Annotated in this window: 9 protein-coding genes and 1 other annotated feature; of the genes, 2 read left to right on the forward strand and 7 right to left on the reverse strand. The window is 44.7% G+C overall.

All coding sequences use genetic code 11. The features are described 5' to 3' along the window. Positions 1–225 precede the first annotated feature (225 nt). The 3 genes from prsW to AC4PM4_RS20350 all read right to left on the reverse strand — a co-directional run bounded on the left by prsW (position 226) and on the right by AC4PM4_RS20350 (position 2123). Positions 226–921: a glutamic-type intramembrane protease PrsW gene (gene prsW / locus AC4PM4_RS20340; RefSeq protein WP_063566747.1), complete on the reverse strand. Its 696-nt coding sequence runs from the start codon at positions 919–921 to the stop codon at positions 226–228. Between the two features lie 43 nt (positions 922–964). Beyond that, positions 965–1579, reverse strand: coding sequence for a genetic competence negative regulator (locus AC4PM4_RS20345; protein WP_063566746.1), 615 nt, complete (start codon positions 1577–1579; stop codon positions 965–967). A 187-nt stretch (positions 1580–1766) separates the two neighbouring features. Beyond that, entirely contained in the window at positions 1767–2123 is a 357-nt protein-coding gene (locus AC4PM4_RS20350) for a hypothetical protein (RefSeq protein WP_053780665.1), read from the reverse strand. Positions 2124–2244: 121 nt separating this feature from the next. On the opposite strand from AC4PM4_RS20350, the gene AC4PM4_RS20355 reads away from it, so the two are divergent. Next, complete coding sequence (locus AC4PM4_RS20355; RefSeq protein WP_491614442.1) at positions 2245–3153, forward strand: polysaccharide deacetylase family protein; 909 nt, start codon at positions 2245–2247, stop codon at positions 3151–3153. Positions 3154–3260: 107 nt separating this feature from the next. Here the strand turns inward: AC4PM4_RS20355 and AC4PM4_RS20360 are convergent, their stop codons facing one another. Genes AC4PM4_RS20360 through AC4PM4_RS20370 form a run of 3 tightly spaced genes read right to left on the reverse strand, consistent with a single transcriptional unit; the run spans position 3261 to position 5118 of the window. Then, complete coding sequence (locus AC4PM4_RS20360; RefSeq protein ID WP_090807405.1) at positions 3261–4085, reverse strand: metallophosphoesterase; 825 nt, start codon at positions 4083–4085, stop codon at positions 3261–3263. Further along, a complete protein-coding gene (locus AC4PM4_RS20365) occupies positions 4073–4528 on the reverse strand; it encodes a hypothetical protein (protein WP_063566744.1) in 456 nt (151 codons plus the stop codon). Before AC4PM4_RS20365 ends, AC4PM4_RS20360 begins: the two co-directional genes overlap by 13 nt. Next, entirely contained in the window at positions 4525–5118 is a 594-nt protein-coding gene (locus AC4PM4_RS20370) for a CPBP family intramembrane glutamic endopeptidase (protein WP_064636826.1), read from the reverse strand. Before AC4PM4_RS20370 ends, AC4PM4_RS20365 begins: the two co-directional genes overlap by 4 nt. Before the next feature lie 346 nt (positions 5119–5464). After that, positions 5465–5695 (forward strand) — a binding site (T-box leader). A gap of 201 nt (positions 5696–5896) precedes the next feature. Between AC4PM4_RS20370 and serA the strand changes: the two genes are divergently transcribed. Continuing rightward, positions 5897–7492, forward strand: coding sequence for a phosphoglycerate dehydrogenase (serA, locus tag AC4PM4_RS20375; RefSeq protein WP_063566742.1), 1596 nt, complete (start codon positions 5897–5899; stop codon positions 7490–7492). Positions 7493–7593: 101 nt separating this feature from the next. Here serA and AC4PM4_RS20380 read toward each other — a convergent pair. Next, positions 7594–8591 (reverse strand): BclA C-terminal domain-containing protein (locus tag AC4PM4_RS20380; RefSeq protein ID WP_491614445.1); only part of this gene is annotated, 998 nt, incomplete at its 5' end.

The raw sequence follows: 8591 nt of genomic DNA on the forward strand, positions 1-8591 counted from the left end.
ACACAAACACTGTTTAAAACCGGTCTCAATTCTTCCTCGTTCTTTCTTACCTCGCAGCGTAAAACGTTCTCCACATTGCTTGCATCTGATTTTAATTTTGATTCTCATCACGCTTATCCCCGTTTCTATTGGTCTTCCCCGGGAATTTTTATTTTATTGCAACAAAAAACACACCGGGGCATCAGGCGCAGGTTGCGCTCCATGTCCACCAGTGTGTCCGTATTTTTATAATTTAATCTCTTCCTCACGCTTCACAAAACGAAAAGGAGAACGATTGTTGGCCCTTGTAATCTTGCCCATCGCACCGTACCATAATCCCGCCATCAATGGCGCAATGAACCATAACCAATGATTCACCATGGTATTCATAATGACATCATAAAGCGCATGCCAGAAGAACGGTAAAACCAGTGAGAGCATAAGAAACCAACGTTTTTTCTTGCCATCCGAGAATTTGGCCCGCCCCATGTAATAACCCATAATTACTGCAAACATGGCGTGACCCGATACAGGAAGCAATGCACGAATGAACATAGCTGAGACGGAAGCATTCCCCGCAAAGGCATACAACACATTCTCAACTGTAGCAAATCCGAGTGAAACAGCAACGGAGTATAGAATCCCATCATAAGGCTCGTCAAATTCGGTATGGTTATAAATAATATGGTATATCACAAACCATTTGACGAACTCTTCAACCCCACCTGAAATCAGGATGGATTCAACATAAGGATTATCTCCAAGCCAGATCATCATGCCACGCTGAATAATCATCACAGGCAGTACCATCAGAATCCCCATGAGAAAGACTCGAAATACCATGTGAAGAGGTTCAGAGTCATAACGGTCTTTCAGATAAAAGTATGTTAACAAGGCGAGACCCGGAGCTACTGCTGCCGCTAGAACCGAAAACAAAAGCACCGAAATTCCCTCCTCTGACTAAAGACGCGATTACAACTAGAGCTTACTCCTGACGCTTGAAGTGGGTGCAAATAACCTCAACCGCTTGTTCAGGCATAACAACCTTTCCGTACTCTTCCATGACGGCAGGGGTAACGGAAGATCCTTCGCCGAATTCAGCAAGCAATGCAATCAATGCTGCATGTTTGGTCGAATCCAAGTCATCCGGTTCAAAATGCAAAAACCATTTGTCTTTATAGGAATAAAGTCTTCCAGCATCCGTTACGTGCTGATGCAACATATGTGCAGCCTCAATCAGCACTTCAAAATCTTTGAATGCATAGACGATGGAATCGCTTTGCTCAAGTGTAACTTCCATCTCATATACTTCTTCAGGCAAATCATCCTCATTACCTGAACCATATTGTTGCGGATCATATTTCCCCCGGGTGACAATGACAACCATCCCTTGAGCGGGAAGTGCGAATACTTCGACAGCAAGTGGACCTGTAGCATCAAATCCAAGTTCGGAATAGGCCTGGTCCATCATTTCAGTGAACAGTTCATGAACTTTAGGTATTTCCTGCCACATATCATCTTTTTGTATTCCGCGCTCGCTCAGATCGTCAAAGGTCAGGAAAATCCGTATCTTATCGTGACTTAATCGTTCTATTTTCATACAGGATCTCCCCTTTATAAGCAAGTCTTATAACAGATTATGAAGCACAAAACAATATGTGCTGAAAATAAATCTATGTAGTTATGTTATCATTTTATACCTGCAAATGCACGAAGTAAAATCGACAAAAAAAGAATCATTCCACATCAAAACAGGACTGTGGATGATTCTAATGGGAGGTTTGTGTTTATAAACCCGGTACTGTTGTGTTTGTTTGAGTTAAAATTTGCTCAACTTCATGTTTAACATCCGGATTGGTGCGAATAAAATCTTTGAGCATGTTCATGTTCTCTTCTTTTTCCTGCGGAGTGATCGGCTTTGCACTTTTTTTATGCGTGCTTTTGTGGGAATCTCCGCTCTGTTCGTTTGGCTTGGAGCTGAATCCGTCCATGCCTGGGAACGTCATCTCCATCATTTTGTGTTTGGCCTGATTCATCATGTTGCGGGATGAACCGGAAGACAGCATTGACATTTTACCTTTGGACAGCCAAGAACTGGCTGCTACGCCAATTACAACACCCCAGAAAAAGGATGACGCCTTCATTACACCAACCTCCTTTTAATGTTAAAATCACAACTAGTGTTTGCGGGAGTGCCTCATCTCATTCCGCATAAATACAGGAAAGCGAGTTGAAAGCATGATTAGACACACCACCGCCTTAATTATGATCGCATGCATGCTGTTGTCAGCTTGTGGAACCAAGGTCGAAACAACACCTGAATCCACAAAGTCCAGCAATGAATCGGTTACTTCAAGGCAGGAGCAGCAGAACGAGCCAACTTCCACTGGGACAAGCGAAAAGCAAACCACGGATTCTCCGTCCTCAACGGACTCAAATTCGGATCAAGAATTACCAAGTGATGACAAAACATCTTCGACAGAAAAAGAAGAAACTGATAACGCCCTCGGTACACAAGCAGCCGAAGTTAATATTGAAAAAACGTATCATATGAACGCCAATTACTACATCAAACCCAACGATAAAACGAACGAAAGCAAGATTGTATTGTTAACATTTGATGATGGGCCCAAAGAAGAAAAAATGATAAACAGATTAATCGACACCTTAGATAAACATGACGCGAAAGCGATATTTTTTGTAAACGGATACCGAGTGAAAAGTCATCCCGAGTTGCTCGAGATCATCCATGAACGTGGACAGGTAATAGGAAATCATGCGTGGGATCATGAGGATTTGAAAAAAATGTCCATTACGGCAGCAGCCAAACAAGTCACCGATGTGCAAAAGATTGTGAAAGAAACGATTGGCGTGGAACCCCAGTTCTTCCGTCCGCCGTTCGGTTCTGGAAATGATGCATTAAAGGCCACAGTCAAGAAAAACGGCATGTTATATATGACATGGTCCAATGGCTCATTGGATTGGGATAAGAGTACCAAAAACAAACCGGATAAAGTCATCCAGAATGTGCTGGATCAATTAAATCCAGGCAGTAATATTTTGATGCATGAGTTGCCATGGACAGTTGAAGCGTTGGATGAGTTGTTAACCAAACTTGAACAGAAAGGTTACACTTTTGTCGATCCTCGCTCCATTGAACTGGAAGCCCGCTGAGCTTCGATTATTTGCCCGGCATTCGGCTTAATATCAATAATTGATGAGTTGGAATTGACATGAAGGAACTTACAAAGTTATAACAAACAGCCTTGGTCCTATGCGGATCAAGGCTGTTTGTTTGAGAGCATTCGCAAAGTAATGATATGCATTTCTGCGGGACAACAAAGTCTGAATGGCAAATGATTTGTTCCGTATCCTTTGCTAACCAGCATTTTACCTTCTTGCTCGGTATCATTACCATCCTTTTTCAAAGAGAACCACCCGCTAGACACAGAGCGGTACGCTTTGTTAAGAAAGACGGGGCCAAAGACCGGAAATACTAATTGTCCACCGTGAGTGTGACCACTCAATATCAGATCAACAGGTCCATTCAAGTGAAGAGCCTCTAGGGGATCGTGCACGATGGCAATCTTGCATTCTTTGGAATCCAATTCTGCAAGCAGCGAATCCCCTCGCTGTGAACGATAATCAACTCCGACCAGACACAGTTTGCTTCTGCCTTTACGAAGGTAAGTGGTAGAATCCTGTAAGAGTTGAACGCCCGTATCTCGGAATATACGTTCGAGATGCACAGTTCCTGCTCTTTTATCATGGTTCCCATAGACTGTAAAAACAGGGGCAATATAAGATAACAAGCTCATATTATGTCTGACGATGGGCCATGAAATTCCTTTTTCCGCCACATCTCCCCCAATAATAACCCAGTCCACCTGATTGCGAAGATGTTCCAGATCATTCTTTTTCAGCTTGCGTTTATGGATATCAGATAAATACAGGATTTTGCTGCCATCAAAAGAAGAGGGCAAATTCGGAACTTCAACCTCTTCTGAAACGATGTGATGAAGATGCGCCTCACGCCACATATGAACCAGCAAGGCAATCCCGGCCAAAATAACGGCAACGAACCATGCCAGTATTACCATGGCCATGGAAGGAAAGTATCCAAAGAAGGCGCTCCTTTTATCCCCCACCAAACCAGACTAATTGTGAGCAAAACAAATATAAATATGAGCGAGTTAACAAATCGCTTACTGAGACGTAAACGGCGAGATGGATGAAGCTCAGTCCGCGTAGGAAGTGTTCCCGCTTCGGAAACGGATTCTTCTTCTGATGGCTTTTCTGCTTTGTTGGCACGTGCTGGTGCCCGCCGGGGAAGTACCGGACTTTCCAGCGATGATGTATAAGACTTGCGTTGTGATCTTGGTATGGAGACCGAGGTAATGGGTGTGAGTCCTCCCACCTCTGAGGCAGCAGCTGGTTCAACAACCAGATTTACTTGAGAAGCTTCAGGCCGCTCAGATGTCTCTGTCTTATCCGAGTGACGATGGCGCTGACTGCCGTATGTCTTCATTCTACTTAATTGCTGATTCATGATCCCCTCCGAAAACGTATCGCTAATCCAGACACCAAATCAATAATAAAATGACATAGTATAGGCGCCCATAATGTGCCGGATTGCATATAAATCCAACCCAATCCATAGCTCGAAACAAATACCCAACCAGTTGGAATCCAATGCCGCAAATAGCGTATATGGATAACCGCAAATAAAATACTTGTCCAGTAAGGACCTAACGCATGTTGTATGGCTCCACGAAATAGCAATTCTTCACAAACAGCAACGATGGCTGCTATGCATACAATGTGCCAGATTGGACGCTTGCGAAACAGCATCTCGTTAATGCCGCCATCATCCATGCTTTCTTGAGGAATAACATAAGAAAGAACCAAGTCCATAACAAGCATAATGCCAGCAAGACCAAGCCCCCACCAAATAAACTGGTAACTATCAGGCCAAGCAAGTACATCAAAAAGATTTCTCTTCTGCAATAAAATCCATACAACCCCAATGATCAAAGTTAACCCTTGTGTAAAGTATAGATTGATCAGAAGCAAACGCTCGGTAAGTTGCTGTGGTTCAGCCTTCTGAATCTTGAACTTGGGAAACTTTAATTTTTTCATCGCCTGTGTCTGTCCTCTTGACTTATATTTGATGGATAACAAATTCGTTGTCCAATCGGATAGTATACTAAATGATAGCCAAAAAACCAAATAGGTTCAAGGCCTGCCCCAAGTCCCGGTTTTTCAGCGAAGCCATATCCATTGAATTAGTTCATTAATGTGTTAAAATCCGATTCACAAAACAGCTTGTAATCGAGCTATTTCGAGCGATCAAGGAAGTCAATTTTTTATATCTATGCGCCTTCTCCTCCACTGAAGAAAATCACATTAGTAAATCGAATTAAAACATTTAAGCCTATTGACATGCTCATGTCAGCCATGATACATTATGAAAAAATTAGTCACGTTAAACACGATGATGGAAAAAAGATGTTGCTTTGTCTTACAGAGAGCCGATGGATGGTGTAAATCGGTGGCAGGCAGATGATCTTGAGCGCTCCTGAGTTATTGCATTGAAATTGGAGTAGGTGCAATCGGTTTAGACCCGTTATCCTCTTCGGTCTTCATTGACCGCTAAGACTGTCGTTGCGAAACGGCGGTGAATTAGGGTGGTACCACGACAACTCTCGTCCCTTATTGCGCAAGCAGTATGTGGATTGAGAGTTTTTTGATTTATTTTTAGAGTACAGACGTGGAAATCGCCCTATTTGCTACACCCTCCTCCTCTGCTGCGACACCGCGTTGTTGGAAGGAAGAGTTTCAATGGTTTTAAGGAATGCCTCTTTCGTGAGGTGAGACCTTGACGATATAGATACACATACCTAAGGAGGAAGAAACCATGTACAAAGTGTTAGTGTCGGACCCCATTAGTGATCTGGGAATCCAGCAACTGGTGGATGCAAATGATGTTGTAGTTGAGAAGAAAACAGGTCTTAGCGAAGATGAGCTTGTTGCAATTATCGGCGATTATGATGCCCTTCTAGTTCGAAGTCAGACTCGTGTAACGGATCGTATTATGACAGCAGGTACAAACCTTAAAGTCATCGGACGTGCTGGCGTAGGTGTAGATAACATTGATTTGGAAGCTGCTACCCAACGCGGTATCATTGTTATTAACGCCCCTGACGGTAACACGATTACGACATGTGAGCATACATTTGCCATGATGATGGCACTGGCACGACATATTCCTCAGGCATATGCCAAAACCATTCAAGGTACTTGGGATCGTAAAACCTTCCTTGGTGTGGAGTTAAGAAATAAAACGCTGGGTGTGCTCGGTATGGGACGGATCGGTAGCGAAGTAGCTAAACGTGCCAAAGCATTCGGAATGGATATTCTAGCTTATGACCCGTTCCTCACTCAAGATCGCGCAGAGAAACTTCAGGTTAAGCTGGCTAGTGTGGATGACATCATTCGCAATGCCGACTTCATGACCGTTCACACACCATTAACACCTGAGACACGCCATATGATTTCCCGCCCACAATTTGAAGTGATGAAAAAAGGTATGCGTATTATCAACTGTGCCCGTGGCGGAGTCGTTGATGAAATGGCACTTGTAGAAGCAATTGATGAAGGTATCGTTGCTGGTGCAGCATTCGACGTATTCGAGAGCGAACCACCGGCTGCTGATCACCCATTCCTGAATCATCCTAGCATTATTGTGACGCCTCATCTTGGTGCATCGACAGTAGAAGCACAAGAAAATGTAGCGATTGACGTATCCGAGCAAGTCCTGCATATTCTGCGCAATGAACCGTTCAAAAACGCAGTTAACATGCCTGCAGTAGCCCCAACTGTAATGAACAAACTGCAGCCGTACTTTAAACTGGGTGAAACACTGGGTAGCTTTGCAGCTCAGATCACTCAAAATGCGGTTCAGGAAATTCGGATCGACTACGCTGGAGATCTGTCGGAAGTGGATACTTCTCCTTTGACTCGTTACATTGTAAAAGGTATTCTGGCAAGACATTTAGGCGGAGAAGCCAATATTGTCAACTCCATGCATTTAGCTAAAGTGCGGGATCTCAACGTAGTGGTTAGCCAAACATCGGCCACTAAAGGATTTACAAATCTGATTACCGTCACACTCGTGACGACTCAGGATGCCGAGGAGCGTCGTGTTGCGGGCACACTGCTTGCAGGTTATGGAGAGCGGATCGTGCGTCTGGACAAATTCCCAGTGGATATCGCTCCAGAAAGTCACCAAATTCTGATTTCGCATAATGATAAACCGGGTATTATCGGACGTGTTGGAACTTTGCTTGGAGAGAACGAAGTTAACATCGCCTCCATGCAGGTCGGACGTAAAATCATTGGTGGGGCAGCTATCATGATTCTGACTGTAGATAAGGAAGTTCCAAAAGATGTGCTTGTACAGCTTGCAGCTCTTCAGGAAATCAATACAGCCGTTGAAATCGTATTGAATTAACTGACGGACTAATCAATTATAAGACAAAAAGAGGCGAACCTTTATCAGGTTCGTCTCTTTTTATAAACCCAAAATTCCTTTTGACTAGCGTAATTCATGCATTAAGCTAATTGAATAATGTTTAATGTAGCGCCTGGTGGAGAGAGGACAGCTGTACCAACAAGCCCAAATAATTGGAACTGGATTGTTGATCCAGCAGTTACCGTCACAATAAAGTCAGACTGCAACTGACTGAGGGAAAGTAATGGTGAAACTACACTCGCCGGAATTGCTGTTCCGTTAAGTAAAATACGGGATTGAATAGCAAGTGCAGCTGTAAGATTTATTTTGTAAGAGATATAGTAACGCCCTGCATTGGCAAGAGTGAAGGTGTCATTCGTTCCATTAATGGTTATACCAGTGCCAATATTTTGGTTATTCGGCAGTGGAATTAGTGTTCCACCCAAAATAACAACGATGGTTCCACTTGTGTTCTCACCGTAAGCCGAGTTAGATGTTACAGAAGTTCCTGTGGCTCCGGTTGCACCCGTTGCACCTGTACCCCCGGTGACTCCTGTCACGCCTGTGGCTCCGGTAGCTCCAGTTGCCCCGCTTGCTCCAGTAACTCCAGTCGCGCCCGTGCCTCCGGTTACACTAACCCCTGTTGCCCCGGTAACCCCAGTTGTTCCGCTTGCTCCCGTAGTCCCTGTAATTCCCGTTGCACCCGTTATTCCGGTAGCTCCTGTTGATCCAGTGACACCCACTCCGGTTGCACCTGTTAATCCCGTCGCTCCGGTGACTCCCGTTATTCCGGTGGCCCCTGTTGCACCAGTGAGACCGACTCCTGTGGCACCTGTTATTCCGGTGGCTCCCGTTGCTCCAGTGACACCCACTCCGGTTGCACCCGTTAATCCCGTAACCCCGGTGGCCCCAGTTATTCCTGTTGCTCCAGTGACTCCCGTTACTCCGGTGGCCCCTGTTGCACCCGTTACTCCAGTGAGACCGACTCCGGTGACGCCGGTAACCCCAGTGACTCCCGTTACACCCGTATCACCTGTCGCTCCGGTACTTCCCGTTACACTGACACCCGTGGCTCCAGTTACACCCGCTGCTCCTGTAT

The organism is Paenibacillus sp. MDV22-iso6, assembly GCF_058408365.1.